The following is a 25,257-nucleotide window of genomic DNA, read 5'->3' as shown; positions in this document are numbered from 1 at the left end:
TACCCGGCCGCAGACTTCCTGTGGTGCAGGACCATGACTACCGCAAGTGCACATGTTGTGAGAAAACGGCCAGATTTTGGCCGCCGGACCTGCTCATCGCCGCCCAACGGCGCAAGTCAGCGGCCAAAATCTGGCCGTTTTCTCACAACGCTTTTAGACCCCGTACGCGACCACCACTTTCCACACTCGACTCACATCCAGCCGGTAACCAAAGCCCCGCACGCGACCGCCGGCCTCCACACCCAAATCCCGTAAAGCCGGAGACCCCCCACCCAACCCCCGAAAAATCAACGCGGCGCTACACTCGTTCACCGCACCTCGACCCCGATCAGGCAAGTGTCGTCGTCGGTGTCGGCACTGCTGTGCAACAGCAAATACTCCAGCTGCTCCTCCAGCGAGCCGGTTCCCGGCCGGACCAGGTTGATCAGGTCCCGCACCGATTCCTCGATGTCCCGGTCGCGGCGTTCGATCAGGCCGTCGGTGTACATCAGGAGTACGTCACCGGGCCGCAGCTGGAGTGTCTGCTCCTCATAGCGGGCATCGCCCAGCGTCCCCAGCAGTATCCCCTCCGGCATCGGCGGGATCGTGGTGACGCCGTCGCGGACCAGGAGCGGCGGCGGGTGCCCGGCACGGGACCAGCGCAGGGTGCGGTCTTCGGGGTCGTAGATACCGCAGATGACGGTGGCGGTGACCACGTTGCCGGACAGGTGGTGGGCGACCGTGCCGAGCCAGTTGAGCATCTGGGCGGCGGTCGCGCCGGTCGCGGCCAGCCCGCGCAGCGCGTTGCGCAGCGCGACCATCTCGGTGGCCGCGTCGATCCCGTGCCCGGCGACGTCGCCGACGACGAGCAGGACCCGTCCGTCGGGCAGGACCAGGGCGTCGTACCAGTCGCCGCCGACCAGGTGGCCCTTCTCCGCCGGCCGGTACCGGGTCGCTATCCGCAGCCCCGAGGCATCGATCAGGATCGGCTCCACGGGCATGATCGCCCGCTGGAGCCGCAGCGTCAGGCGGTTGCCCTCCTCGACCTCGCGCTCGGTGTGCTCCAGCCGGTCGCGGGTGGCGGCCAGCGCGATCTCCGTCCAGTGCTGGGCGGAGACGTCCTGGCAGGCGCCGCGCACGGCGGTCATGATGCCGTCCTCCAGCACCGGTTCGGCGACGATGCGGATGTAGCGCTGGACCCCGTCGCTGCGCAGCAGGCGGAAGGCCGCGGAGGCCGGCGCCCGGTGGTGCAGCACGGTGCGCACGAAACGGGAGATCGCCGCGACGTCGTCGGGGTGCGCGTGCGAGGCGAGTTCGCGGATCGGCACCGGCCGGGCGGTGGTCGGCAGGGCGAACAGCTCCAGCAGTTCGGCGCTCCACGTCACCTCCCCGGTGAGCAGGTTCTCCTCGAAGCCGCCGATCCGGCCCAGACGCTGCGCGTGCTGAAGCAGCCGGGCCAGCCGGGCTTCCTCGTCCTCCGGGTGCCAGGTGAGCACCAGGGCGCCGCTGAGCCGGCTGATCCCGACCGTGAGCGCGGTGGTCACCGGGATTCCCGCGATCAGGGACCTGAGCACGGTGTGGTCGTGGTGGAACGGCTCGCCGGTGGCGTGCACGCGCTCGATCCGTTCGTACAGCCCGCCGTCCTCGGCCGCCATCGGGTAGGCCCGCAGGAACGGCAGCCCCAGGATCGCCGCGGCCGGACGGCCGGAGGGGTCGACGAACCGTTCGTTGACGTGGGCGATGAGGAACTCGGCCAGCCCGCCGGCCTCGTCCAGGCGCGGTTGCAGGATCAGCGCCGGTTCCAGCAGGGAGTCGAGCAGGTCCACCAGGCCGGGATCGACGGCGCCGCCGACCCCGTCGGGGCCCGCGGCCGGGACCACGTCCAGGGTGTGCGCGCACAACTCGGCCAGGGCCTGGAGTTGGCGGTGCACCGGCTGGGGCAGCTCGCCGACCGGCCCGGGCCAGCAGATCTCCAGGACGCCGAGCAGCCGCCCGCCGAGCTGCGCGGGGATCGCCACGCGCGTGGCCTGCTCGCCGAGTGTCCGCTCCCCGATGCTCGGCGCGCGCAGGGTGGCCGGACCGGTGCTCCACAGCGTGGTCCGGGTGCGGATCGCCTGCCGCGCCGCGGTCTGGACCCCGGGCGGGGTGTGGTGCCAGCTGCGCGCCTCGGCGGCGGGGAACCCGGAGTGGCCGGCGAGCAGCAGCGAGCCGTCGGCGGCCAGCGCCCAGATGGCGACCGCGGTCGCGCCCAGCGGCGCCAGGGCCTGGCGGTGCAGGGATCCGGCGGCGGCGTGCACATCGGAGGCGGTGAGCACGCCGGCCTCGGCCGCCCGCAACCGCACGTTCAGCGACAGCGCGCCGGAGGCGGCCGGGTCCCGGTCCCGGCGGCCGGGATCACCGGGCCGGCCGACCGGGTCGCCGGCGATCTCGTTGACGATGTCGGCGGCCAGTTCGAGCACCGGCCGGCCGCTGCGCTGGGCCAGTTCCTCCAGCTGGCGCGCCGCGTCCGCGGGCGCGATGTGCAGGCGCTCCATCAGGATGCCCCGGGCCAGCGCGATCAGGACCCGGACATCGGCACTGGATTCGGCGTCTTCCAGCAGGTCTTGCAGCCGGCCGACGGTCGCGGCGAGGCGGCCGATGCCGGCACCGGACGAGGCGGCGAACTGGGTGCCTGCTTCTTGCCCGGTGCCCGCTTCTTGCCCGGCCGGCTCCGGTACCGGTCCGGCGTTGCCGGTCACAGGCCCAGAACCCGCTGGATGCTGGCGATGAGCAGCGCGGCGTCCACCGGTTTGGTGACGTAGTCGTTGGCCCCGGCCGCCAGGCTCTTCTCCCGGTCGCCGTGCATGGCCTTCGCCGTCACCGCGATGATCGGCAGATCCGCGTACTCGGGCATGGTGCGGATCCGCGCCGTGGCCTCGTAACCGTCCATCTCCGGCATCATCACGTCCATCAGGATCAGCTCGATGCCCGGGTCGCCGCGCAGCGCCTGGATGCCCTTGACCCCGTCCTCGGCGTCGACCACCCGCATGCCGTGCATCTCCAGCATCCCGGTCAGCGCGAACAGGTTGCGGGCGTCGTCGTCGATGACCAGCACGCTGCGCCCGGCCAGCCGCCCGCCGCTGTCCGGCGCCTCGGCCGGCCGCTCCCGGCCGGGCCGGGCCAGCGGGACGACGTCGTCGGGCCGTTCGGCGCCCAGGTGCAGGACTATGCGCTCGCGCAGTTCGTCCAGGCTCGGCAACAGCTCCAGCGGATAGCGGTCGGCGTGCGCGCGCAGCAGCCGGTCCTGCTCGGCGCTGAGCGTGCGGTTGTGATGGGCCAGGACCGAGATCGAGTGCAGCGCCGGGTCCGCGGCGCGGGCCTGGAGGAACAGCGCCGCCCCGTCCTGGGCCATGTCCAGTTCCAGCACGACGCAGTGGTGGGGTTCGGCCGCCAGCATCGCCGCCGCCTCCTGCGCGCCGACCGCGGTCCGGATCTGGATCCCGGCCTGCGGACCCGGTCGCTCCCGGGCGGCCGACAGGTCCTCGGCCGCGCTCTCGGCGACCAGCGAGAGCAGCCCGCGCGACCGGTCCTCCACCACCAGCAGGCGCCGGGGCGGGACGGCGGCGACCGTGCTCCCGGTCCCGGACCGCCGGGGCGCGACCACCGCGACGCCGGAGTCAGGGGTGGGGCGGCCGGCGGGGTTGCTGGAGCCGTCGGGGAGAACGGAAGCCCGGCCGGCGGCGATACCGTCCTGACCTCCGTCGGCAAAGGCCTGATCAGCCCAGTCCGGATGCGCGATCGGCAGATAGAGAGTGAAGGTACTGCCCTCGCCGAGCACGCTGTGCGCGGTGATGGCGCCGCCGAGCAGCTGGGCGATCTCCCTGCTGATCGACAGGCCCAGGCCGGTTCCGCCGTACTTGCGGCTGGTGGTGCCGTCGGCCTGTTGGAAGGCCCCGAAGATGGTCTCCAGCTGCTGTTCGGGAATGCCGATACCGGTGTCCTGGACCCGGAACGCCACGGCCGGGCCGTGGTCGCGGACCTCGACCGGCAGCTCCTGGGGCGCGACCGGCTCGATGCTCAGCTCGACGCCGCCGGTCTCGGTGAACTTCACGGCGTTGGACAGCAGGTTGCGCAGCACCTGGCGCAGCCGGGAGTCGTCGGTGAGCAGCTGCCCGGGCACGCCGGTCCCGGTGCTGACCCCGAACCGCAGGCCCTTCTGCGTGGTCAGCGGATGGAACGTGGCCTCGACGTAGTCCAGCAGCCGCGGCAGCAGGACCGGCTCGGGATCGACGTCCATCTTGCCGGCCTCGACCTTGGACAGGTCCAGGATGTCGTCGATCAGCTGGAGCAGGTCCGAGCCGGCGGAGTGGATCACCCCGGCGTACTCGACCTGCTTGGGCGTCAGGTTCCGGTTCGAGTTCTGGGCCAGCAGCTGGGCCAGGATCAGCAGGCTGTTCAGCGGGGTGCGCAGCTCGTGGCTCATGTTGGCCAGGAACTCCGACTTGTACTTGGACGTCAGCGCCAGCTGCTGGGCCCTGGTCTCCAGTTCCTGCCGGGCCTGCTCGATCTGTAGATTCTTGGCCTCGATGTCCCGGTTCTGGGTGGCCAGCAGCGCCGCCTTCTCCTCCAGCTCGGCGTTCGAGGTCTGCAACTGCTCCTGGCGCACCTGCAACTCCCCGGTGCGGGCCTGGAGCTCGGCGGCCAGCCGCTGGGACTCGCCGAGCAGTTCCTCGGTGCGGGCGTTGGCGACGATGGTGTTGACGTTGACGCCGACGGTCTCCATCAGCTGTTCCAGGAAGGCGCGGTGCACCGGGGTGAACCGGTGCATCGAGGCCAGCTCGATGACCCCCAGCACCTGGCCCTCGACCACGATCGGCAGCACCACCAGGCTGGCCGCGGCGGTCCGGCCCAGACCCGAGCCCAGCTCCACGTAGTCGGCCGGGACGTCGTCGATCGCGATGACGCGCTTGCTGCGGGCCGCCTGGCCGACCAGCGACTGGCCGAGCCGGAAGCGGGTCGGCCGGCCATCGCCCGGGTCGCCGTAGGAGCTGATCAGGCGCAGCTCGGTCCCGCCGCCGCCGTCGGCCTCCTCGGCCAGGAAGAACGCCCCGTACTGGGCGCCGACCAGCGGGGTGAGCTCGTCCATCACCAGCTCGGCCACCACCGCCAGGTCCCGCCGGCCCTGCATCAGGCCGGAGATCCGGGCCAGGTTGGACTTCAGCCAGTCCTGGTCGTGGTTGGCCCGGGTGGTCTCGCGCAGCGACTCCACCATGGAGTTGATGTTGTCCTTGAGCTCGGAGACCTCGCCGGAGGCGTCGACGGTGATCGACCGGGTCAGGTCGCCCTCGGCGACCGCGCTGGTGACCCCGGCGATGGCGCGCACCTGCCGGGTCAGGTTCCCGGCCAGTTCGTTGACGTTCTCGGTGAGCCGCTTCCAGGTCCCGGACACCCCCTCGACCTCGGCCTGCCCGCCCAGGCGGCCCTCGCTGCCGACCTCCCGGGCCACCCGGGTCACCTCGGCGGCGAATGAGGACAGCTGGTCGACCATGGTGTTGATGGTGGTCTTCAGCTCCAGGATCTCCCCGCGGGCGTCCACGTCGATCTTGCGGGTCAGGTCGCCCTGGGCCACGGCCGTGGTCACCTGGGCGATGTTGCGCACCTGGTTGGTCAGGTTGTTCGCCATGAAGTTGACGTTGTCGGTCAGGTCCTTCCAGGTCCCGGCGACGTTCGGGACCCGGGCCTGGCCGCCCAGGGTGCCCTCGGTGCCGACCTCGCGGGCCACCCGGGTCACCTCGTCGGCGAACGCCGAGAGCGTGTCGACCATGGTGTTGATCACCTCGGCCAGCGCCGCGACCTCGCCCTTGGCCTCCACGGTGATCTTCTGCGACAGGTCGCCCTTGGCCACCGCCGAGGCGACCTGGGCGATCGAGCGCACCTGGCCGGTCAGGTTGGAGGCCATGACGTTGACGTTGTCGGTCAGGTCCTTCCAGGTCCCGGACACCCCGCGCACCGTCGCCTGGCCGCCGAGGTTGCCCTCGGTACCGACCTCGCGGGCCACCCGCGTCACCTCGTCGGCGAACGCCGAGAGCTGGTCGACCATCGTGTTGATGGTCTCCTTCAGCTCCATGATCTCCCCGCGCGCGTCGACCCGGATCTTCTGCGACAGGTCGCCCTTGGCCACCGCGGTGGTCACCTCGGCGATCGAGCGCACCTGGGCGGTGAGGTTGTCGGCCATGACGTTCACCGACTCGGTGAGGTCCTTCCAGGTCCCGGACACGCCCTTGACGTCGGCCTGCCCGCCCAGCCGGCCGTCGGTGCCGACCTCCCGGGCCACCCGGGTGACCTCGTCGGCGAACGAGGAGAGCTGGTCGACCATCGTGTTCAGGGTGTCCTTCAGCTCCAGGATCTCCCCGCGCGCGTCCACGTCGATGGTGCGGGTCAGGTCGCCCTCGGCCACCGCCGTGGCCACCCGCGCGATCGAGCGCACCTGCGCGGTCAGGTTGCCGGCCATGGCGTTGACCGACTCGGTCAGGTCCTTCCAGGTCCCGGACACCCCCGGGACCTCGGCCTGCCCGCCCAGGCGGCCGTCGGTGCCGACCTCGCGCGCCACCCGGGTCACCTCGGAGGTGAACAGCGAGAGCTGGTCGACCATCCCGTTGAACACGGTCGCGATCTCGACCAGCAGCCCGTCGCCGTCCTCGGGCAGCCGGGTGCCGAAGTCGCCGTCGCGTACCGCCGTCAGCCCGGCCAGGAGCTGGCTGAGCCCCGGTGCCTCCGAATCCTGCGCCCCGCCCGGCGCACTCGCCCGCACGATCGCGGTCGCCTGCTCAGCCCGGTCGTTCATCAGCCGCCCTGCTTTCTTCCCGAGCGGGTACGCCCGCCGTTTCGCCGAGCCAGCCGTGGGGCGCCGACGTCAGCCATCTTGCTCCCGTACCGGGCCGAGCGGCACCCCACGGGTGGCGGCGGCCGGGCGGGTTGAGATCTCAGGATCCTGTCTCCCCCGGCTCGGGGTCCCGAATCGGGAACAGCTCCGTGGTTCCCGACAGCTCCATCACCGGCAGCACCGGCTGCGAGGGCGCGGCCAGCGCGAAGCCCAGGCCCCGGTCGTCCGCCGCACGCAGGCCCTCGACCAGGGCCCGCAGGCCCATCGAGTCCAGGAAGGTCACCCCGGCGCAGTCCACGACCACGGCCCGCCGGTCCTCGATCAGGGTCCTGATCCGCGCGGCCAGCACCGGATGGGCCGCGAAGTCCACGTCCCCGACCACCACCAGGCGCACGTGGTCGCCGTGCTCGGTGACCGTGTGACCGAAGCGGCGACCGGCACGGGACGCTCACCGCCCGGCTGCCCTCCGGCGCCGCCGAGAGCGCCGAGGTCGAGGTCCTGCAGGCGGTCGCCCGGCTGCTCGGGCACGAGATCGTGGTGGCCGAGCGCGACACCGACCGGTACCAGCGGGCCCGCCGGGCCTCCCGGCTCACGCTGGCCGCCGAGACCCAGTGGCAGCTGCTGCCCGGCCGCGCCAGCCGGCGCCGCGAATACGCCCTGGGCGCCCAACTGGAGCCGGCCTACGCCATCGGCGGTGACGGCTACGACTGGGCCGCCACCGCCACCGACCTGACCCTGACCGTGGTCAACGGGATGGGCGAGGGCACCACCGCCGCACTGCTGACCTCGCTGGCGGTGAACGCTCTGCGCAACGCCCGGCGGGCCGGCATCGATCTGGCCGACCAGGCGGTGCTGGCCGACCAGGCGGTGTACGCGCAGCACCGGGGCGAGCTGTACATCAGCGCCCTGCTGATGTGTTTCGCCTACGACTCCGGCCTGGTGAGCGTCGTGGACGCCGGTTCACCGCAGATCTGGCGGCGCCGCGGGCGGGCCGTGGAACGGATCACCGTCGAGCCCCAACTGCCGCTGGGCATGTTCCAGGAGACCGCCTACACGCCCCAGACCTTCCAGGTGCTGCCCGGCGACCGCCTGGTCATCGTCAGCGACGGCGCGCACGCCGCGCGCTCGCCCGGCGGGGAGGTCTACGGGACCGCCGCGTTGCAGCGCGGCATCAGCTGCCTGCTTCCGGCCGAGGACGTGCCCACCGCGATCCTGCGCGAGGTGTCCGGCCACCGGTCGGCCGACGCCGACGACGACGCGGTCGTGGTGTGTATGGACTGGTATGGCAGGCCCGCCGAATAGGGGCGCCGCACCGGCCGACCGGCCGCCGTCGCCCACCAGAAGTCAACAACATTCCATATCCGTCGGGATATGGTGTTGGGATGGAGGCAGACGAGCGTCGCAAGTGGACGCTGCTCACCTCCCATGGGCACGTCCTGGTCGAGATCGCCCGCAACCCCCAGGCCCGGGTCCGCGACCTCAGCGCGATCATCGGCATCACCGAGCGCACGACCCAGGCGATCATCGCCGATCTGGAGCGCGCGGGGTATGTGGAGCGCGTCAAGACCGGACGGCGCACGCACTACGTGCTGCACCCGGACAACCCGTTCCGGCACGCGGCTCAGGAGGGCCTCCAGGTCGGGCCGTTCCTGGATCTACTCACCGGCACGGACCAGGCAGACATCCCGCTGCCGGAGGAGACCCTCCTCACCGAGGCGGTCATGCCTCCGCCGTCCGAACCGTCGCCTGAAGCGGCTGCGACAGCACCTGCGCCCATGCTTATGCCCGGGACGCTCCCGATGACCGCGCCCGGCACGGCCCTGCCGATGCCCGGCACCGACTGACCTGATCCACCGAACGCCACCTCAAGAAACGACCCACGTTTATCCCCGCCGCTCCGGGACACTCGGAGGGCTCCCTCCGGGCGGACAGGAAAGGATCACGATGAGCGCACCCCGGATCATGATCCTCGGCGATTCCCTGGCCAGCGGCATGCAAGACGACTACACGTGGCGCTGGCAGCTGGCGCAGCACTTCCGGCGCACCGGCACGGCCGCCGAGTTCGTGGGCCCGCACACCGGGACCTTCTCAATGTACGAGGATCCGGTGCTCCTGGCCCTCGTGGAGGGCCGTCCGGCTCCCACCGGCCCGGCGACCGTCAACCCGATGACCGGCCGGTATCGGGAGGGCCGGTTCGAGGGCGGGCATTGCGCCCGGCCGGGATGGACCGCGCACGCCGCGAAGACGTCGGTCCGCCGGCACGTCGCCGCGCACCGCCCGGATTTCCTGCTGGTCCAGCTGGGGTTCAACGACCTCGCGACCGTGGGGCCGCCCGAGCAGACGCTGCGGGATCTGACCGCTGTGGTGACCGAAGCCCGCTCGGCCGCACCCGCCGTCGCCGTCCTGGTGGCCAGCATCACCGGCACCACTTGGGGCAACGCCTGGTTCCGCAAGACCGTCGAGGACTACAACGCCGAACTCCCCGCCGCCGTCTCGGCCCTGGCGACGGACCAGTCTCCGGTCGCCCTGGTGAACCTGCACGACGGTTTCGACCCCGAGACCCATACCTACGACGGCATCCACCCGAACCCGACCGGCGAATCGGCCATGGCCGCCGGCTTCGCCCACGCCCTGCGGCGGTTCGGAGTCGGCCACGATCGGCTGCGACCGTGCCGCTCGCGGCTCCACGAGCTTCCGTTGCGGAGGCCGACGATCCTCGCGGCGCGGACTCAGGGCGGCACCAGCGTCAGGCTCGAATGGAGCCGGGTGCGAGGCGCCGCCGCTTACCGGGTCGCCCTCCGCGACGTCACGCTCGGGCAGCCGCGCCAGCTGGGGCCGATCCCGGTGCTGGGCGACCACTGGCTGGTGCAAGGCCTGACCGCCGACCACGTCTATGAATTCGATGTCGCCTCGGCGCGCGGCGAACGACTCGGTCCGCGCAGCGAGCCGGTGCGGGTGACGGCCGGCCACTGACCGGCCCCGGTGAAGGCGCGGCCGCGGCTGCGCCACAGCCCCAGCCGCGCCTTCATCGGCCGCTGGAACGCGCCACAGCAAGCGGATTCCGGTAGAGCACATCCAGCATCGCCGACCCGCCGGCGGTGGCCAGGGTGTCCCGGGCGAAGCTCGACGGCACGACGGCGGTCGTCGCGTCGATCTGGGTGCGCGAGCTGGCGGCGATCTCGGCCCGCAGCGCCGCCAGGGCCGGTGGCAGGGCCATGACCGCCTGTTCGGCCACGACCACGAGTTCGGGGTTGAACACGTCGATCAGCAGCGCGGCGCCCTGGCCGATCAGGCGGGCCCGTTCGACCAGCAGGTCCAGCGCCGCCTGGTTGCCGGTGCGGGCCGCGGTGAGCAGGGCTGGGAAGTCGTGGGCGGAGTCGTGGGCGGTGAGGACCCCGGTCTCGACGGCGCGGCCGGAGACCGTGCGTTCTGAGACCGAGGCCTGGAAGCAGCCGGTACGGCCGCAGGGGCAGTGCTCGGCGCTGTCGGCGAGCGGCAGGTGCGCGATGAGGCCGGCTTGCGAGCGCGGGCCGTAGTGGGCCGCGTCGTCCAGGGCGAAGGCGGCTTCCACGACGTTGCCGACGAACAGATGCAGGACGCTTCCGGCGCCGCGGGCCGCGCCGAAGAGGCGTTCGCCGTGCAGCAGGGCCCGGGAGTGGCCGTCGACGTGGACCGGCAGGCCGGTGTGCTCGCGCAGCAGATCGCCCAGCGGCACCTGGCGCCAGCCGAGCATCGCGTGCTCGACGACGGTGCCGGTCTCCTGGTCCACCCAGCCGCCGCAGGCCACCCCGACACCGAGCGCAGTGGCGCCCGCGCTGTGCCGGCGCAGCAGATCGAGCAGGGTACCGGCAGCGCGCCGGACGGTGTCGGCGGCCGACGCGTCCTGGTGCGGGATCCGGCTTTCGGCCAGGACTCGGCCGCGCAGATCGAGCACTGCGACGGTGGTGTGCGGAACCGCGATGTGGACGGCGCCGACCACATAGCGGGCGGTGTCGATGTCCACCGGCAGATGCGGACGGCCCACGCCGTTCGACTGCGTCTGCTCGGGCAGGTCGCGCAGCAGACCCAGGGCGATCAGCTCGGTGCAGTACCCGGTCATCGAGGCCGGGGACAGGCCGGTCAGGCGGGCGATCGTGCTGCGGGCCACCGGACCGTGGGCGAGCACGGCGCGCAGGATCGCGGCGGCGCTCGCCTCACGCTTGTTGGCCGCGGGCGGACGATCCTGCGGGCGCTGGTGCGGGCGCACACCCACATCCGCAGCCGGAGCGCCCGCTACGGCGTCGGGATGATCGCTGACAACGGGTTTCACGGACGCGGCCGGGCTGCGTGGGAAACCATGCTGGCCCGAACGTGGGCCGCGGACGTGGTTATTCCCGGGCCGGCCGCGATCGAGGGCGGATCTCCGGGCGTGGACAGCCGACCGTCGGCTGCCGGACGGTGATTGACATGACGAAGCCGCCGTCCCTAGCTTCGAGAACAGGCGTACCTGCCGGAGATCCGATGGAGCGGGAGCCGTCCCGCCAGCGCACCGATCCGCTGAAGCGCGAGCGTGCGCACTCCCCGCATCCGCCATCCGCTACCGCCTGCTCGGCACAGCGCCGCCGCGCGCCGCACCACTCACTGATGGAGAACACTGATGTCCGAGTCCCAGACCCCTGACTCCGGCCCCACCGCGCCGCTGCCCGCGAACCTCCGCGCCGGCGTCGTGGTGGGCAACCCCAAGCCCGCGTCACGCACGTACCAGGCCGCGGTACGCCTGGCGGAACTGCTCACCGGCCGCGCCCCGGACCTGACCATCGACCTGGCCGAGTACGGCGCCGGCCTGCTGGACTGGTCCGACGCCGCCACCGCCGGCGCCGTGTCCGACGTCATCGCGCTGGACCTGCTGGTGGTCGCCAGCCCGACCTACAAGGCCTCGTACACCGGCCTGCTCAAGCTCTTCCTCGACCGGTTCAAAGCCGACTCGCTGGCCGGCGTGGTCACCATTCCGCTGATGCTCGGCGCCGGACCCGGCCACGCGATGGCGCCCGAGGTCTTCCTCAAGCCGGTGCTGACCGAACTCGGCGCGCTGCTGCCGACCCGCGCCCTGTACCTGCTCGACTCCTCCTACGACGACCCGGCCGCCTACGAGCCCTGGCTCGCCGCCGCGCGCGGCCCGGTGCGCGCCGCACTGGCCGCGAATACCCGGCCGAGTTGATGTCTCACCAGATAAGACTCCCGGCATCGCGCCGATGGAACACATCAGGGGAAAACGACACCAGAGCACGTCTCAGCGCTGCGGCCTGCATTATTTCAGTAGAGATGAAATGGACGCGTGTTGACGCCCGCGAATCACGCTGCGATCGTGGACGCATGACCTCCGGCGCGCTCCTCGTGGCCCGTCTGCACGTCGACCTTCGACGGCAGGCCAGTGCCGTCTGTTCGGCTTCTCGGTAGTTCTCCGCCCCCAAGGGCCCACCCTTACGTCGCGTCTGGTGAATCCGGCGACTATTTCAGGGTTCTGCATTCGAGCTTTTGAATCGCGCCGCTGATTCCCCTTCGGCGTGCCCGCGCGCTTTCTCCCCCGCCTTCTGAAAGGCCCATGTCGTCATGCCAGAAAACCAGCTCACCATCACCCGCGTCGCCGGGCACATAGGTGCCGAGATCGGCGGGCTCGACCTCGCCGAACCGCTCCAGGAGACCACCGTGGCGGCGGTCCGCGCCGCACTGCTGGAGCACAAGGTCGTCTTCTTCCGGGCCCAGCGCCTGGACCACGGCTCGCAGATCGCCTTCGCGCGGCAGTTCGGCGAGCTCACCCACGCGCATCCGCACGAGGAAGCGCCGCCGGAGCAGTTCCCGCAGATCCTGACCATCGACCCGGACCGCTACGCGAAGAAGTACGGCGAGGACTTCCGGCAGGAGTACCACAAGCGTCAGTACTCGTACTTCGCGGGCTGGCACACCGACGTCACCGCCGCGGTCAACCCGCCGGCCGCCTCCATCCTGCGCGCCGAGGACGTGCCGGAGTTCGGCGGCGACACCCAGTGGACGAACCTGGTCGCCGCCTACGAGGGCCTCAGCGCCCCGCTTCAGCGGCTCGCCGAGTCGCTGCGGGCGGTGCACCGCTTCCGCATCCCGGCCGAGGAGGACTCCAAGCGGGCCGAGCGGGTCAACGCCAACCTGCTGATCGCCGAGCACCCGGTGGTGCGGGTGCACCCGGAGACCGGGGAGCGGGCGCTGTTCGTCAACCCCGGCTTCACCGACCACATCGTCGGGCTCAGCGCGGTGGAGTCACGGCGCGTCCTCGACCTGTTCTACGAGCACCTGACCCGGCCCGAATACACCGTGCGCTTCCGCTGGCGGGCGGGCGACGTCGCGTTCTGGGACAACCGCGCCACCGCGCACCTGGCCCCGCACGATCTGGACCACCTGAACGTCCGGCGCACGCTGCACCGCGTCACCCTGATCGGCGACCGGCCGGTGGGTGTCGACGGCCGCGAGTCCGAGCTGATCGCCGGCCGGCCGTTCCTGGCGCAGAGCGCTGTCGTGTCATGACCCTGTTCACCACCAATCAGGACCTGTCCGCCGACGCCCTGCGCGAGGTGTTCGGCGCCTTCCCCTCCGGGGTCGTGGCCCTGATCGCCTTCGTGGCGGACGAGCCGGTCGGACTGGCCGCCAGTTCCTTCACCTCGGTGAGCCTGGACCCGCCGCTGGTCTCGGTGTCGATCGCGAACGGCTCGAAGACCTGGCCGGAGCTGCGCGGCGCCACGCACCTGGGCATCACGGTCCTGGCCGAGCAGCACCGCGCGTTCGCCCGGCAGTTGGCCGGGCCGGTCGGCTCCCGGTTCGAGGGGATCCCGCTGGCGCGCGCCGCTGAGGGCTCCGGATTCGTCGTGGACGGTCTGGCTCACTTCAACACCAGCGTCTACCGCGAGGTCGAGGCCGGCGACCACACCATCGCGCTGCTGCGCGTGCACGCCAGGGCGGCGGCCGCCGAGGGCCAGCCGCTGGTCTTCCACCGCAGCGGTTTCCGCACACTCGCCGCCTGATCACCTGACTGCCAGACCGCCTGGCTGTCAGACCGCCTGACCGCCTGACCGCCTGACCGCCTGACGACTCGTCTCGCGATTCCCGAAGAAGGACACATGGAATTCCTCTGGTACGTCCCCAACACCATCGAACCCGGCCACCGGGGCGACGACACCGCCGACGGCTGGGGCAGCCTGGACTTCACCCTGGACCTGGCCACCACCGCCGAGCGCCACGGCTGGTCCGGCGCGTTGTTCGGGACCGGCTGGGGCCGTCCCGACACGTTCACCGTCGGCACCGCGGTCGCGGCGCGGACCACCACGTTCAAGCCGCTCGTGGCGGTCCGCCCCGGCTACTGGCGGCCGGCGCATTTCGCGAGCTCGGCGGCGACGCTGTCGCACCTGTCCGGCGGCCGGCTCCTGGTCAACATCGTCAGCGGCCAGGACAACCTCGCCGCGTACGGCGACGCCGAAGGCGACCAGGCGCAGCGCTACGCCCGGACCAAGGAGTTCATGCGGATCGCCCGGCGGCTGTGGACCGAGGAGAACGTGACCTTCGCCGGGGAGTACTTCCGGGTCGCCGACTCCACGGTCGTCCCGCGTCTGCCCGACGGCGGACCGCGCCTGTACTTCGGCGGCGCGTCGGCGGCGGCCGAACAGGTCTCGGCGACGGAGGCCGACGTCCAGCTGTTCTGGGGCGAGCCGCTGGCGGGCATCGCCGAACGCATCGACCGGCTCCGGGCCCTGAGTCGCGACCTGGACCGCGACCTGGAGCCGTTGGAGTTCGGGCTGCGGATCACCACGCTGGTCCGGGACACGCCGGAGGAAGCCTGGCAGGCCGCGGAAGAGAAGGTGGCCAAGCTCGCGAAACGCGACGCCGACCGGAACATCCGCCGGACCGCGGTCGGCCAGCAGCGCCTCCTGGACCTTGCCGAGCGCGGCGAAGTCCTGGACGACTGCCTGTTCACGACGCCCGGCCGGTACGGGGGCGGCGGGGCCGGCACGACCTGGCTGGTCGGTTCGGCCGACCAGGTCGCGGCTGCCCTGCGCAAGTACGCCGACCTCGGCATCAGCCACTTCATCTTGTCCGACACCCCCTACAAGCAGGAGACCGCCCGCGTCGGTGACGCGCTGATCGGGCGGCTGCGGGAGCCGGTCGCGGTCTGAGGCCGCTGCTCGCACTCCGATAGCCGCTATCCGCCATCCCGCTCGCTGTTCGCCCCCACTGTTCACCACCCCCACTGTTCGCTGTTCGCCGCCAGGCACACCTGTCCCCGAAACCCGACCGAACCTATCTGGATGGATGACTTTGAAAGGCCGAGACACATGACCGACCGGGTACCAACCCTCCGTCGCGCAGCCATCGCGGGCACGACCGCGATCGCGACCGTCGTCGGACTGACGGCCTGCGGGTCTTCAAGCCACCCGTCGCTGTCGCTGACGGCCGCCCTGCCCACGACCGTGCCCTCCGGCACCGTCCTGCGCATCGGCGACCCGGCGGCTCAGATCGCGATCCAGGCCGCCGGCCTGGACAAGGAGCTCACCGCCGAGGGTGTGACCATCAAGTGGGCCAACATCAGCGGCGGCCCGGACAGCATCAAGGCGTTCCGCGGCGACCAGCTCGACTGCAGCGCGGTCGCCGACATCCCGTCGCTGTTCGCGCACTGGACCGGCACCTCGACCAAGATCGTGTTCCAGTCGGTGACCGTGGACCCGCTCTCCTATCCGGTCTACGAGCTGGGCATCGCCCCCGGCAAGGACATCAAGACCCTGGCAGACCTCAAAGGCAAGAAGATCGCCTACAGCGCGGGCCAGGCCCAGGGCGCGCTGGTGCTGCGGGTGTTGCAGAAGGCCGGGCTGACGAAGAAGGACGTGACGCTCGTGGACCTGCCGAGCACGGCGAGCACCTACAACCAGGCGCTGGGCAGCCACGCGGTGGACGTCGCACCGCTGGGGACCAGCACCATCGTGACGTACCTGAACCAGTACCCGGGCTCCTCCGAGATCCCCACCGGCATCCGGGACGACGCCTCGAACCTCTACTGCCTCACCTCCGCGGTCCAGAACGCGGGCAAGGCCGCCGCGCTCCGGGCCTACGTCACCGCCCGGACCAAGGCGTTGCTCTGGGAGAACACCCACCCGGCCCAGTACGCGCAGCTCTACTACGAACAGAACCAAGGCCTGAGCGCCGCCAACGCCCAGCACGCCGTCCAACTCAAGGGCCTGACCGGCATCCCGGCGGACTGGACGAACGCCGACGCCCGGCTCCAGGCCACCGCCGACCTGCTGGCGCAGGACCAGGGCAACACGAAATTCAACGTCTCCGAGGTCGTCGACCCGCGCTTCGCCCAGGTGGAGGCCGCGGCGGCGGGCTCGGACGTGGTCACCGGAGGTGCGTCATGACCAGCACCGCGCTGGACCGGACCGTCGTGGCCGAGGAACCGACGCGGGACGACGTCCGCGTCCTCCGGCGCCAGCTCGGACCCGGCCCCCGGATCCGCTTCGCCTTCTGGATCGGCCCGGCGCTGCTGCTGGCGATCTGGGTGGTCGGCTCGCTGACCGGCTTCATCGCCCCGCAGGTGCTCACCGCGCCGTGGGACGTGGTCAAGGAGTTCGGCGACCAGTGGAGCAACCACGATCTGCTCGGCAACATCACGGCCTCGCTGCGGCGCGTCGTCTACGGGCTGACGCTGGGCACGGCCGCCGGCTTCGCGCTGGCCCTGCTCTCGGGGCTGTCCCGGCTCGGCGAGGCCGTCATCGACGGGCCGATCCAGATCAAGCGCGCCATCCCGACCCTGGCGCTGATCCCGCTGTTCGTGGCCTGGTTCGGCATCGGCGAGCAGATGAAGATCATCACCATCGCGCTGATCTCGATGATCCCGATCTACATCAACACCCACAACGGCCTGCGCGGCATCGACGGCCGCTACGCCGAGCTCGCCGAGACCCTGGACATCGGCCGCGGCACGTTCCTGCGGCACGTCGTGCTGCCCGGCGCGCTACCCGGCTTCCTGCTGGGCCTGCGCTTCGCGGTGACCTCGGCGATGCTCGGCCTGGTCGTGGTCGAGCAGTACAACTCGCTGTCCGGCATCGGGCACATGATGACGCTGGCCCAGGAGTACGGCCAGACCTCGGTCATCGTCGTCGGTCTCGTTCTCTACGGCCTGTACGGCTTCCTCGCCGACGCCGCCGTCCGTCTGGTGGAAAGGAAGGCACTGTCATGGCGACGGACGTTGGAGGGCTGACCGCGACCACGACCGGGGTCACAGTCCGCAACCTGCACCGCAGCTTCAACCGGTCCGGCGGGGTCCTGAACGGTCTGGACCTGGACATCGCGCCGGGTGAGTTCGTCGCGCTGATCGGACGCTCCGGCAGCGGCAAGAGCACGCTGCTGCGCGCGCTGGCCGGACTGGACCGGGATGTCCAGGGCTACGGCCGGATCTCGGTTCCGGAGCAGGTGTCGGTCGTCTTCCAGGACTCCCGGCTGCTCCCGTGGAAGCGGCTGTTAGCGAACGTGACCTTCGGCCTGGACGGCAAGGACGCGGCCGAGCGCGGGCTGCGCGCGCTGACCGAGGTCGGCCTGGCCGGCCGCGAGTCGGCGTGGCCGGCCGAACTGTCCGGCGGCCAGCAGCAGCGCGCCGCGCTGGCCCGCTCGCTGGTCCGCGAACCACAGCTACTACTCGCCGACGAACCGTTCGGGGCACTCGACGCCCTCACCCGGCTCCAGATGCACGAGCTGCTGCGCAAGCTCTGCGCGGTGCACCGGCCGGCGGTGCTGCTGGTGACCCACGACGTGGACGAGGCGATCGTGCTCGCCGACCGGGTGATCCTGCTGGACGGCGGCGTGGTCGCCACCGATGTGCGGATCGACCTCGCGCAGCGGTCGCAGGCGGACCCGGGGTTCGCCGGGCTGCGGCACCAGCTGCTCGACGCCCTGGGCGCCACCGGCGAACACCTCGGCTCCGACTTCATCGCCCCCGGCCAGCGCCGGGTTTCCTGAAAGGACACCTCTTCATGAGCACGAATCAGAACGCGAACACAGCCCAGAACGGGAACACACCCCGGAAGGGGAACACACCCCAGAGCGGCAGGAAGCTCCATCTCAACGCGTTCCTGATGGACACCGGCCACCACGAGGCGTCGTGGCGGCTGCCGGAGTCCGATCCGTACGCGATCTGGGACGTCGAGTACTACAAGCGGGTGGCCCGGATCGCCGAACGCGGCAAACTGGACTCGATCTTCTTCGCCGACAGCCCGGCCCAGGGGCAGGACCCCACGCGACGGCCGCCGGGCAAGCTCGAACCGACCGTGCTGCTGACCGTCATCGCCGGTGCCACCGAGCACATCGGCCTGATCGCCACCGCGTCCACCTCCTACAACGAGCCGTTCAACCTGGCCCGGCGGTTCGCCTCGGTGGACATCGCCTCCCGCGGCCGGGTCGGCTGGAACATCGTCACCACCGCCGGCGCCGACGCCGCCCGCAACTTCGGGCTGGACGACGTGCCGCTGCACAAGGAGCGCTACGAACGGGCCGAGGAGTTCGTCGACGTCGTCACCAAGCTGTGGGACAGCTGGGCCGACGACGCGACGATCGCGGACAAGGCAGCCGGGGTGCACACGCTGAAGGAGAAGGTCCGCGCGATCAACCACCGCGGCCGGTTCTTCCGGGTCGACGGCCCGCTGAACTCGCCGCGTCCGCCCCAGGGCTGGCCGCTGCTGGTGCAGGCCGGCTCCTCGCAGGACGGCAAGGAGTTCGCGGCGGCCTGGGCCGAGGCGGTCTTCACCGCCCAGCAGACGCTGGAGGACTCGCAAGCGTTCTACGCCGACCTGAAGGCCCGCGCCGCCGCCCACGGCCGCGACCCGGAGAGCATCAAGATCCTGCCCGGAATCGTGCCGGTCATCGGGGACACCGAGGCCGAGGCCCGCGAACTGGAGGACCAGCTGGAGCGGCTGATCGACCCCGAGCACCAGAAGCAGAACCTCGCCGCCCGCTTCAAACTCGACCCTGACACACTCGATCTCGATCAGCCGCTGCCGTTGCATCTGCTGCCCGAGGAGGACGACATCGAGGACGCCAAGAGCCGCTACACGCTGATCGTCGATCTGGCCAGGCGGGAGAACCTGACGGTGCGACAGCTGATCGCCCGCCTCGGCGGCGGCCGCGGCCACCGGACCTTCACCGGGACGCCGGTGCAGATCGCCGACACCATCCAGCACTACTTCGAGAACGGCGCCGCCGACGGCTTCAACATCATGCCGGCCGTCCTGCCGTCCGGTTTGGAGACATTCGTGGACAAGGTTGTGCCGATCCTGCAAGAGCGGGGTCTGTTCCGCACCGAATACGAAGGCAGCACGCTGCGCGACCGCTACGGTCTGGCCCGCCCGGCCAACCGGATCCACGACGCGGTCGACCGCGTGGGTGCCGCTTCGTGAGCTCAGCCCCGATCAGCTCTGCCCCGGACAGCACTGGCCCGAACAGCTCTGACCCAAACAGCTCCAACCCGATCAGCTCTGAGAAGACGGCCGGCGGTAGCGCGGAAGCACGGGACGACCAGTGGCTGCGGCGCCTGACCGGCTACTGCCTGCGGCACCGCACCGATTTCATCGCCGCCTACGGGGCGGCGCTCGTCTCGGCCATCGCGACCGCGGTGCTGCCGCTGGTGTTGCGGCACATCGTCGACGGCGTCGACGACCGTTCGCTGCGGATGACCCCGTGGCTCGTGGTCCTGGCCGGGCTCGGACTGGTGCGGTTCGTCGGCAGCTTCCTGCGCCGCTACTGTTCCGGCCGGCTCTCCCTCGGCGTCCAGTACGACCTGCGCAACGACGCGCTCGGCGCCCTGCTGCGGCTCGGCGGCGGCTATCAGGACGAGCTGCGGACCGGCCAGGTGGTGAGCCGTTCCATCTCCGATATCACGCTGATCCAACAGCTGTTGCAGATGTTGCCGAACATGACCGGCAACATCCTGATGTTCTTCGTCTCGCTGGTGTTCATGGCGGTGCTCTCGCCGTTGCTGACGCTGGTCGCCCTGGTGGTGGCGCCGGCGCTGTATGTGATCGCCCGACGCAGCCGCAACGACCTGTTCCCGGCCACCTGGCACGCACAGCAGGAGGCGGCCGAGGTCGCCACCGGCGTCGAGGAGGCCGTCACCGGCGTCCGGGTGGTCAAGGGCTTCGGCCAGGAAGAGCGCGAGATCCGCGAACTCCAGGCCCGCGCGCGCCGGCTGTTCTCCTCCCGGGTGCGGGTGGCGCGGCTGACCAGTCGCTACAACCCGGCGCTTCAGGCGGTGCCGCCGCTGGGGCAGGTGGCGGTGCTGGCGCTCGGCGGGTGGCTGGCGTTGCGCGGCGACATCACGCTGGGCACGTTCCTGGCGTTCACCACGTATCTGAGTTCGTTCGTGAACCCGGTCCGTCAGGTGGCCACGCTGCTGACCGTGTGGCAGCAGGCGCGGGCGGGGGTCGAGCGGGTGCTGGACATCGTGGACGTCACCCCGGGCATCGCAGACCACGAAGACGCCGCGGAGCTGCCGGACGCGCCGCTGGCCGTGGAGTGGGACGACGTCGTCTACGGCCACGGCGAGCAGGGCAGTACACCGCTGCTGAACGGCTTCTCGCTTCGGGTGGCGGCCGGCGAGACCGTGGCGTTGGTCGGCGCGGCCGGATCCGGCAAGTCGACGGCGGCGCACCTCATCCCGCGCTTCTACGACCCGCTGTCGGGTTCGGTCCGGGTCGGCGGCATCGACGTCCGAGACCTGCGATTGGCCTCGCTGCGCTCCCATCTCGGGTTCGTGTTCGAGGAGAGCCGGCTGATCTCGGGCACCATCGGCGAGAACATCGCGTTCGCGGAGCCGGACGCCTCGATCGAGCGCATCCGCGCGGCGGCGCGGGTAGCCCGGGCGGACGAGTTCATCGACGGGCTGCCGGACGGCTACGACACCGTCGTCGGCGAGCAGGGCCTGACACTGTCCGGCGGCCAGCGGCAGCGGATCGCGCTGGCCCGGGCGATTCTGCGGGATCCGGGGGTACTGGTCCTGGACGACGCCACCTCGGCGATCGATGCCCGGGTGGAGAAGGAGATCCACGCGGGCCTGCACGGGGTCACCCGCAAGCGCACCACGCTGATCATCGCGCACCGGGCCTCGACGCTGGAGCTGGCCGACCGGATCGCGGTGCTGGACGACGGCCGGGTGGTCGACGTCGGGACGGCGGCCGAGTTGCAGGAACGCAGCGCGGTCTATCGGGCGCTGCTGTCGGGCGAGGCGGCGCCCGGGGAGCTGGACATCGACGCCGTCGAGGCGGCCGAGCCGTACCGGCCGGACGGGATCACCGAGTCTTTGTGGCGGTGGCCTGGCGAGGTTGGCGGCGTGGGGGCCGCTGGCGGGGCAGGTGCCGCAGACACGGCGGGCGGAGCAGGCGCGGCGGGCGAAACTGTCGGCCTGCGAGTGGCGCAGGCCTTCGCCGCGCGCGCCGCCGGCGCCCACGGCGGGGGCGGCCGGGCCGGCCTGGGCGGCGGCGGGGGCGTCCTGGGCTCGGCACCGCCGACCCCGCGGATGATGAAGCACCTGGCCGAGATGCCGCTGGTCGATCAGGATCCTGACGTCCCCGACGAGCAGGCCCGCGCCGCCGATCCGCACTTCGGGCTCGGCTCGCTGGTCCGGCCGTTCCGCGGCGCCCTGCTGCTCGGCCTGATCCTGGTGGCCCTCGACGCCGCCGCCGAGATCGCCATCCCGGTCCTGGTGCGGCACGGCGTCGACGCCGGCATCGCCCGCCGCTCCGAGCGCACCCTGCTGCTGGTCTCGGCGGCCGCGGCGACGATCGTCGTCGCCGACTGGATCGCCGGGGTGTGCCAGGTCCGCGTCACCGGCCGCACCGGTGAACGGCTGCTCTACACACTGCGGGTCAAGACCTTCGCGCAGTTGCAGCGGCTCGGACTGGACTACTACGAGCGCGAGCAGGCCGGGCGGATCATGACCCGGATGACGACGGACGTCGACTCGCTGTCGAACTTCCTGCAGACCGGCCTGGCGACGTTCGTGGTCAGCGTGCTCACGGTGTTCGGCGTCCTGATCGCGCTGCTGTTCATCGACTCGGGACTGGCGCTGGTGCTGGTGGCCGCGCTCCCGGTGCTGGCGGTGTCGACGGCGCTGTTCCGGTGGCGCTCGGTGCCGGCGTATCTGGACGCCCGGGAGAAGGTCAGCGCGGTCAACGCCGACTTGCAGGAGAACGTGACGCTGATCCGGGTCACGCAGGCGTTCGGGCGCGAGGCGTACAACCATCGGGCGTTCGCGGTGCGGGCGTGGGCGTTCCGGGACTCGCGGCTGTACGCGCAGCGGCTGATGGCGACGTTCTTCCCGTTCGTGGAGTTCCTGAGCGTCGTCGCCAGCGCGGCGGTGCTCTTCCTCGGCTCGCACCAGGTGCGGGACGGGGCGCTGTCGGCCGGGACGCTGATCGCGTTCCTGCTCTGCGTCGACCTGTTCTTCTCCCCGATCCAGCAGCTCTCGCAGGTCTTCGACGGCTACCAGCAGGCGGTGGTCGGGCTGGGGCGGCTGCGGGCATTGATGCGTACGCCCTCGGCGACACCGGCCGCACTCGCTCCGGTACCGGTGCCGGAGTTGGCCGGGGCGATCGAGTTCGACGACGTCAGCTTCGGCTATCGGACGGAGGCTGCCGAAACTGCCAAAGCCGCGGAGACAGCCGAGGCTGGCAAGCCTGGCAAGGCCGAGGGCGCCGAACCGCGCGAGGTCCTGCACGGCATCAGCTTCCGGATCGCGGCCGGCGAGACCGTCGCCCTGGTCGGCACCACCGGCGCCGGCAAGTCCACGATCGTCAAGCTGGTGGCCCGGTTCTACGACCCGACGTCGGGCGCGGTGCGGATCGACGGCGTCGATCTGCGGGACTTCGACCTCGGCCAGTACCGGCACCGGCTGGGCATCGTGCCGCAGGAGTCCCACATCTCCGGCGGCACCGTGCGGGACGCCATCGCCTACGGCCGGCCCGACGCCACCGACACCGCGGTGGAGGCGGCCTCCCGGGCGGTCGGCGCGCACGAGATGATCGCCGGGCTGGCCCACGGATACCTGACCGACGTCGGGGAACGCGGCCGGACGCTGTCAGCGGGGCAGCGGCAGCTGCTGGCCCTGGCGCGCGCCGAACTCGTCGATCCCGACGTCCTGCTCCTGGACGAGGCCACCGCCTCGCTGGACCTGGCCACCGAGCGCCGGGTCGGGCAGGCGACCGCGGCGCTGACCCGGCGCCGCACCACCATCGTGGTGGCGCACCGGCTCACCACCGCCATGACCGCCGACCGGATCGTGGTCCTCGGTCACGGCCGGGTGCTGGAAATCGGCTCCCACACCGAGCTGCTTCAGGCGGACGGGTCCTATGCCCGGTTGTGGCAGGCGTTCCAGAGCGCCGGCCCGAACGCCGACATCGACCTGCTGTCGCAATCCCAAGGATCGCCATCCCAAGGAGAGACCCGATGAGCATTCCGCTGCGCCCGTTCGGCCGCACCGGCGTGAAGGTCAGCGCGCTCGCGCTGGGCACGATGATGTTCGGGGCGCGGGGCAACCCGGACCACGACGACAGCGTCCGGATCATCCGCCGGGCTCTCGACGCCGGTATCAACCTGGTCGACACCGCCGACGTCTACAGCCAGGGCGAGTCGGAGACGATCGTCGGCAAGTCCCTGGCCGGCCGCCGGGACGAGGTCGGGGCGGCGTCGCTGCGGCTGACCCCGGACGTGCTGGACGAGATCGACAAGATCGTGCCGCCCGGGGTCACCGTGTCCTCGCGGGATGCCGGGTATCAGCCGCCGTCGGTCACGGAGGCTGCGCGGCGGCGGCGGGGGTGAGGCTGGCTGCTACCGCAGGGGTCCGGGGCTCCGGCCGGTGGTTCACCCCTCGGGCACGTAAGGACCGCAGCCGTGGGACGGTGTTGACGCGTACCGTCGGCCCTGCCCAGACTGGGATCATGGATCAGGGTCCGCTGACCAGGCGTTCCCGTTGCTGAACTGACGCCTCTCCTCCCACACTGCTCCTTCTCTCCCCCTTGCTCCACCCTGGCCGCCCCGAACGGGGCCATGAGTCATACCCGGAGTCCGTCATGCCTGCCAAGCAACCCAGAACCCCGCGACCCAGAACCCTGCGAACCGTGACCGGCGCCGGCGGCCAGCCCGGCGTCTACGAACTCGCCCTGGACCCGAAGCGCTCGACCCTGGACAGCGCGATCCGGGTGGCCGGGCTCGCCGAGGCCGCGGGGTTCGACGCGCTGTTCGTCCCGGACCTGCTGCGCTTCGGTGCGCAGGGCGCGATCGGGGCACAGGAGCCGTTGCTCTACGTCGCCGCGCTCAGCCAGGTCACCCGGGACATCGGCCTGATCGCGACCGTGTCCACCACCTTCCACCACCCCTTCAACCTGGCCCGGATGTTCGGCACGCTGGACCACCTCAGCAACGGCCGCGCCGCCTGGAACCTGGTCACCTCCTCGATCGGCGAGGAGAACTACTCCGCCGACCCGCTGCCGAGCCCGCCGGCCCGCTACGCCCGCGCCGCCGAGACCCTGGAGATCGTGCACGCCCTCTGGGACAGCTGGCAGCCGGGCGCCCTCACCCTCGGCCCGGACGGACGCGCCGTTCTGGACCGGTCCCTGATCAAGCCGATCGACCACCTCGGCGAGTACTTCTCGGTGGCCGGGCCGCTGAACATCCCACCACTGCCCCAACGCCGACCGGTGCTGATCCAGGCCGGACAGTCCGAGGAGGGGATCAGCCTCGGCGCCCGCTACGCGGAGATCGTCTTCACCTCACTGCCGACCCTGGAGATAGCCCGCGAGCACACCGCCCGCATCCGCTCCCAAGCCGCCGCCCTCGGCCGCCCCGACGGACTCCCCCTGATCTTCAGCTCCTTCCACGCCACCTACGGCGCGACCGAGGAGGAGGCACAGCGCCTGGTCCGCGAACGCATCGACGCGATCGACTACGAGCAAGGCCGCGCACTCCTCGCGGACATGCTCGGCGGCACGGTGGACCTGTCCGAAGCCCCGCTGGACCAGCCACTGCCGCAGACCCTGCTCCCGGACATCGCCTCGATCAACGGCCGCCGCGGCCGGGTGGACATCTTCTCCCGCTACGTCCGCGACGGAAAAACCCTGCGCGAGCTGATCATCGCGGCACAGGACACCGCCACTGGAGCGAAGCGGGCACGCCGTACCAGCTGGCGAACGCGATCGAGCAGCGCTTCCGAGCCGGCGTACTGGACGTGATCATGCTCAACGGACTCGACGACCCGCGCCAGCACGACCTGATCGTCAACGGCCTGCTTCCCGAACTACGGGAGCGCGGCATCGTCGCGCCGCCCGGCTATCAGGGCGGGACATTGCGGGAGGCGTTGGGGCTAGAGCTTGCCTCGTAACGCG

16 protein-coding genes and 2 pseudogenes are annotated in these 25,257 nt (G+C 71.3%); 14 read left to right on the top strand and 4 right to left on the bottom strand.

The window, feature by feature from the left end; genetic code table 11:
* Window positions 1-308 precede the first annotated feature (308 nt).
* From IZR01_RS05440 to IZR01_RS05430, 3 genes are all read right to left on the bottom strand, one after another.
* The gene (locus tag IZR01_RS05440) at window positions 309-2,717 is read right to left on the bottom strand and encodes a SpoIIE family protein phosphatase (protein ID WP_194923107.1); all 2,409 of its coding nucleotides are present in this window, start codon (window positions 2,715-2,717) and stop codon (window positions 309-311) included.
* The gene (locus IZR01_RS05435) at window positions 2,714-6,802 is read right to left on the bottom strand and encodes a hybrid sensor histidine kinase/response regulator (RefSeq protein ID WP_194923106.1); all 4,089 of its coding nucleotides are present in this window, start codon (window positions 6,800-6,802) and stop codon (window positions 2,714-2,716) included. The genes IZR01_RS05440 and IZR01_RS05435 overlap by 4 nt, the downstream gene beginning before the upstream one ends.
* A 139-nt stretch (window positions 6,803-6,941) precedes the next feature.
* Window positions 6,942-7,235 carry an STAS domain-containing protein gene (locus tag IZR01_RS05430; protein ID WP_194923105.1) on the bottom strand — a complete coding sequence of 98 codons (294 nt, stop codon included), beginning with the start codon at window positions 7,233-7,235 and terminating at the stop codon, window positions 6,942-6,944.
* Between the two features lie 143 nt (window positions 7,236-7,378).
* Between IZR01_RS05430 and IZR01_RS05425 the strand changes: the two genes are divergently transcribed.
* From IZR01_RS05425 to IZR01_RS05415, 3 genes are all read left to right on the top strand, one after another.
* Complete coding sequence (locus IZR01_RS05425; RefSeq protein WP_323746922.1) at window positions 7,379-8,143, top strand: PP2C family protein-serine/threonine phosphatase; 765 nt, start codon at window positions 7,379-7,381, stop codon at window positions 8,141-8,143.
* Between the two features lie 80 nt (window positions 8,144-8,223).
* A complete protein-coding gene (locus tag IZR01_RS05420) occupies window positions 8,224-8,685 on the top strand; it encodes a helix-turn-helix transcriptional regulator (protein ID WP_194923104.1) in 462 nt (153 codons plus the stop codon).
* 100 nt (window positions 8,686-8,785) lie between these two features.
* The gene (locus IZR01_RS05415) at window positions 8,786-9,814 is read left to right on the top strand and encodes a GDSL-type esterase/lipase family protein (RefSeq protein ID WP_194923103.1); all 1,029 of its coding nucleotides are present in this window, start codon (window positions 8,786-8,788) and stop codon (window positions 9,812-9,814) included.
* Window positions 9,815-9,866: 52 nt separating this feature from the next.
* On the opposite strand, the gene IZR01_RS05410 is transcribed toward IZR01_RS05415, so the two are convergent.
* The gene (locus IZR01_RS05410) at window positions 9,867-11,087 is read right to left on the bottom strand and encodes an ROK family protein (RefSeq protein ID WP_194923102.1); all 1,221 of its coding nucleotides are present in this window, start codon (window positions 11,085-11,087) and stop codon (window positions 9,867-9,869) included.
* A 390-nt stretch (window positions 11,088-11,477) separates the two neighbouring features.
* Here IZR01_RS05410 and IZR01_RS05405 point away from each other — a divergent pair, with 390 nt between their 5' ends.
* The 11 genes and pseudogenes from IZR01_RS05405 to IZR01_RS05355 all read left to right on the top strand — a co-directional run bounded on the left by IZR01_RS05405 (window position 11,478) and on the right by IZR01_RS05355 (window position 25,253).
* Window positions 11,478-12,038 carry an NADPH-dependent FMN reductase gene (locus tag IZR01_RS05405; RefSeq protein ID WP_194923101.1) on the top strand — a complete coding sequence of 187 codons (561 nt, stop codon included), beginning with the start codon at window positions 11,478-11,480 and terminating at the stop codon, window positions 12,036-12,038.
* A 392-nt stretch (window positions 12,039-12,430) separates the two neighbouring features.
* Window positions 12,431-13,375, top strand: coding sequence for a TauD/TfdA dioxygenase family protein (locus IZR01_RS05400; protein WP_194923100.1), 945 nt, complete (start codon window positions 12,431-12,433; stop codon window positions 13,373-13,375).
* A complete protein-coding gene (locus IZR01_RS05395; RefSeq protein ID WP_194923099.1) occupies window positions 13,372-13,869 on the top strand; it encodes a flavin reductase family protein in 498 nt (165 codons plus the stop codon). Before IZR01_RS05400 ends, IZR01_RS05395 begins: the two co-directional genes overlap by 4 nt.
* Before the next feature lie 96 nt (window positions 13,870-13,965).
* Window positions 13,966-15,015, top strand: a complete 1,050-nt coding sequence (locus IZR01_RS05390) for an LLM class flavin-dependent oxidoreductase (protein WP_194891923.1) — start codon at window positions 13,966-13,968, stop codon at window positions 15,013-15,015.
* A 159-nt stretch (window positions 15,016-15,174) separates the two neighbouring features.
* Window positions 15,175-16,251, top strand: a complete 1,077-nt coding sequence (locus IZR01_RS05385; RefSeq protein ID WP_228553908.1) for an ABC transporter substrate-binding protein — start codon at window positions 15,175-15,177, stop codon at window positions 16,249-16,251.
* Entirely contained in the window at window positions 16,248-17,093 is an 846-nt protein-coding gene (locus tag IZR01_RS05380) for an ABC transporter permease (RefSeq protein ID WP_194891925.1), read from the top strand. Before IZR01_RS05385 ends, IZR01_RS05380 begins: the two co-directional genes overlap by 4 nt.
* Window positions 17,069-17,848: an ABC transporter ATP-binding protein gene (locus IZR01_RS05375; protein ID WP_194923098.1), complete on the top strand. Its 780-nt coding sequence runs from the start codon at window positions 17,069-17,071 to the stop codon at window positions 17,846-17,848. The genes IZR01_RS05380 and IZR01_RS05375 overlap by 25 nt, the downstream gene beginning before the upstream one ends.
* A 116-nt stretch (window positions 17,849-17,964) precedes the next feature.
* Window positions 17,965-19,281, top strand: coding sequence for an LLM class flavin-dependent oxidoreductase (locus IZR01_RS05370; protein WP_194891946.1), 1,317 nt, complete (start codon window positions 17,965-17,967; stop codon window positions 19,279-19,281).
* A 71-nt stretch (window positions 19,282-19,352) separates the two neighbouring features.
* On the top strand, window positions 19,353-23,327 hold the full coding sequence (locus IZR01_RS05365) for an ABC transporter ATP-binding protein (RefSeq protein ID WP_194923117.1): 3,975 nt from the start codon (window positions 19,353-19,355) through the stop codon (window positions 23,325-23,327).
* Window positions 23,324-23,566 (top strand): annotated as a pseudogene (locus IZR01_RS54070) (aldo/keto reductase); the annotation flags it as partial. The gene IZR01_RS05365 and the pseudogene IZR01_RS54070, both read left to right, overlap by 4 nt.
* A gap of 380 nt (window positions 23,567-23,946) precedes the next feature.
* Window positions 23,947-25,253, top strand: a pseudogene (locus IZR01_RS05355) (NtaA/DmoA family FMN-dependent monooxygenase).
* Window positions 25,254-25,257: the final 4 nt, after the last annotated feature.

This window comes from Catenulispora pinisilvae, from assembly GCF_015356865.1.
Taxonomy (GTDB): Bacteria; Actinomycetota; Actinomycetes; order Streptomycetales; family Catenulisporaceae; genus Catenulispora; species Catenulispora pinisilvae.
The sequence above is the reverse complement of the archived record's forward strand: the minus strand, read 5'-3'. Positions and strand labels throughout refer to the sequence as shown.

Coding starts and splice junctions, on each gene's coding strand:
- IZR01_RS05375 (WP_194923098.1), top strand. CDS start 17,069: ATGGCGACGGACGTTGGAGGGCTGACCGCGACCACGACCGGGGTCACA.
- IZR01_RS05385 (WP_228553908.1), top strand. CDS start 15,175: ATGACCGACCGGGTACCAACCCTCCGTCGCGCAGCCATCGCGGGCACG.
- IZR01_RS05415 (WP_194923103.1), top strand. CDS start 8,786: ATGAGCGCACCCCGGATCATGATCCTCGGCGATTCCCTGGCCAGCGGC.
- IZR01_RS05395 (WP_194923099.1), top strand. CDS start 13,372: ATGACCCTGTTCACCACCAATCAGGACCTGTCCGCCGACGCCCTGCGC.
- IZR01_RS05370 (WP_194891946.1), top strand. CDS start 17,965: ATGGACACCGGCCACCACGAGGCGTCGTGGCGGCTGCCGGAGTCCGAT.
- IZR01_RS05400 (WP_194923100.1), top strand. CDS start 12,431: ATGCCAGAAAACCAGCTCACCATCACCCGCGTCGCCGGGCACATAGGT.
- IZR01_RS05420 (WP_194923104.1), top strand. CDS start 8,224: ATGGAGGCAGACGAGCGTCGCAAGTGGACGCTGCTCACCTCCCATGGG.
- IZR01_RS05380 (WP_194891925.1), top strand. CDS start 16,248: ATGACCAGCACCGCGCTGGACCGGACCGTCGTGGCCGAGGAACCGACG.
- IZR01_RS05390 (WP_194891923.1), top strand. CDS start 13,966: ATGGAATTCCTCTGGTACGTCCCCAACACCATCGAACCCGGCCACCGG.
- IZR01_RS05435 (WP_194923106.1), bottom strand. CDS start 6,802: ATGAACGACCGGGCTGAGCAGGCGACCGCGATCGTGCGGGCGAGTGCG.
- IZR01_RS05405 (WP_194923101.1), top strand. CDS start 11,478: ATGTCCGAGTCCCAGACCCCTGACTCCGGCCCCACCGCGCCGCTGCCC.